Consider the following 2,166-nt stretch of genomic DNA (forward strand, 5'->3'; position numbering starts at 1 on the left):
CCGCAAGTCCGCCCCCGGCACCGTCACCGCGCTGACGCCCGAAGGCGGCATCGTGCTGGACCGGACGATCTTCTACGCGCGCGGCGGCGGCCAGCCGGGCGATTCCGGGTCGCTCGACTGGTCGGGCGGGCGCATCGCCATCGCGACGGCGGTGAAGGGCGAGGAGGGGGCCATCGTCCTCATCCCGGCCGAGCCCGGCGCGCTGCCGCCCGTGGGCGCGACCGTGGACCAGCGCCTCGACTGGGAGCGTCGGCACGGCCACATGCGCATCCATACCGCGCTGCACCTCCTGTCGGTGGTGATCCCGCTGCCGGTGACGGGCGGCGCCATCGGGGCCGATCGCGGGCGGCTCGACTTCGACATGCCGGAGGCCGCGCCCGAGCGCGAGGTCCTCGAGGGCAAGCTCAACGCGCTCGTGACCCGCGACCTGGCCGTCTCCGACACCTGGATCACCGAGGAGGAGCTCGACGACAACCCGGGCCTCGTGAAGACCCTCTCCGTCGCACCGCCGCGCGGGGCGGGGCGCATCCGCCTCGTCCGGATCGGCAGCGAGGAGGCCCCCGTCGACCTCCAGCCCTGCGGCGGCACCCATGTCCTGCGCACGGGCGAGATCGGCAAGCTCCGCATCGCCAGGATCGAGAACAAGGGCCGGCAGAACCGCCGCGTGACGATCGAGCTCGCCTGAGCGGGGCCGGGGCGGCGCCGACATGCCCCCCCCCACCCGCGCCCCCCGCGACCCCCCGTGACACGGTCCCGCGAACTTCCCCTTGCAAGCGCCTCCCGTGCTGCGCTATCGGGGCACTCGCCGGAGAGGTGGCCGAGTGGTCGAAGGCGCACGCCTGGAAAGTGTGTAGGCGGGAAACCGTCTCCAGGGTTCGAATCCCTGTCTCTCCGCCACCCGTTCCCCGTCCGCGTTCGACCTCATGTCCCGCCTTCCTCGGTGCGCGCGGGCCGGTTCGCGCGTCGCCGCGTCACCCGTCGCGGGCGACGAACCTGTTGAAGCGGCTCGTGCCCCCGTCCGACGTCTCGTCCTGGTGGAGGAAGGCGAGGCGGTTCTCCTCGAAGATCCGGAAGAACTCGTCCCAGTCGATGGGCTCGAGGCGCTGCTCCGGTTCCCCGAAATCGATGCGGAGGAGCCCGCCTTCGCCGCCGGTGCCCTCGACGCGGGCGGGGTGGCCGTCGCGGGCCTCGGCCCAGTGGCGGATCGCGTCGTGATCTGTCGTCGTCCGTGCCGCGCTCATGGCTTCGATCTCCCTTGCCTGATGGGTCTTCGTGGGCAACGCACGAGCGCCTCGCGGGTTCGCGCCGATGCGGCCCGATCCCGGGGAACTCCGGCCGGTCGTCCGTGTTGACCGACGCACTGGAGAAAGGAGCACGGCAATGGCCCTGCAGAATGGCGATATCAAGGATCTCGACGACCTGTTCGTGCACACGCTGCGCGACATCTACTATGCCGAGAAGCAGATCGCGAAGACGCTGCCGAAGATGATCGAGAAGGCCGGCGAAGGCCCGTTGCGCGACGCCTTCGAGCATCATCTCGAGGAGACGCGCGACCACGTGAAGCGCCTCGAGAAGGTCTTCGAGATGCATGGCGTGGAGGCGAAGGCGGTCAAGTGCCCCGCCATCGACGGCATCATCGAGGAGGCGGAGTATCTGATCGGCGACACCGCCACGACCGAGGTGACCGACGCGGCCCTCGCCGCCGCCGCGCAGGCGGTCGAGCACTACGAGATGTCGCGCTACGGCACGCTCGTGACCTGGGCGCAGGAACTCGGCCGCGACGACTGCGCCGGGGTGCTGCGCGAGACCCTCGACGAGGAGAAAGAGGCCGACGCGAAGCTGACGCAGATCGCGGAGGATCGCCTGAACACGCGCGCCGCCTGAGGCGCAACCGAAGATCGGGTGCGGGGGCCGCTCCGGGAAACCGGGGCGGCCTCTTTCGTCTTTCGGCGCCCCCCTGGCGGGTTGCGTCCAGGCCGAACGGAACATCCTGCCGCCGCTGCGGTTGACGCAATCGAGGCGACCGACGGCGCCGGTTGGATCAGCGGAGGCTTCATGCGCAGGTATCTGGTCACGGGCGGCGCCGGGTTCATCGGTCGGGCGCTCTGCCGCGAACTGCTGGCCACCGGCGCGGAGGTGCGCGTTCTCGACAGCCTGGTGGAGCAG

At 70.9% G+C, this 2,166-nt stretch carries 4 protein-coding genes and 1 tRNA gene; 4 read left to right on the forward strand and 1 reads right to left on the reverse strand.

Annotated elements, in window-relative coordinates; all coding sequences use genetic code 11:
- The coding region (locus ACTS11_RS21470; protein ID WP_442642311.1) for an alanyl-tRNA editing protein at window positions 1-685 on the forward strand (685 nt) is incomplete at its 5' end.
- Between the two features lie 122 nt (window positions 686-807).
- Window positions 808-897 (forward strand) — tRNA-Ser (locus ACTS11_RS21475).
- A 74-nt stretch (window positions 898-971) separates the two neighbouring features.
- Here the strand turns inward: ACTS11_RS21475 and ACTS11_RS21480 are convergent.
- Window positions 972-1,241, reverse strand: a complete 270-nt coding sequence (locus tag ACTS11_RS21480; protein ID WP_442642312.1) for a hypothetical protein — start codon at window positions 1,239-1,241, stop codon at window positions 972-974.
- 139 nt (window positions 1,242-1,380) lie between these two features.
- Between ACTS11_RS21480 and ACTS11_RS21485 the strand changes: the two genes are divergently transcribed.
- Both ACTS11_RS21485 and ACTS11_RS21490 read left to right on the forward strand, forming a co-directional pair.
- Entirely contained in the window at window positions 1,381-1,884 is a 504-nt protein-coding gene (locus ACTS11_RS21485) for a YciE/YciF ferroxidase family protein (RefSeq protein WP_442642313.1), read from the forward strand.
- 171 nt (window positions 1,885-2,055) lie between these two features.
- The coding region (locus ACTS11_RS21490; protein ID WP_442642314.1) for an NAD-dependent epimerase/dehydratase family protein at window positions 2,056-2,166 on the forward strand (111 nt) is incomplete at its 3' end.

Source organism: Roseicyclus sp., from assembly GCF_052168335.1.
GTDB lineage: Bacteria > Pseudomonadota > Alphaproteobacteria > Rhodobacterales > Rhodobacteraceae > Roseibacterium.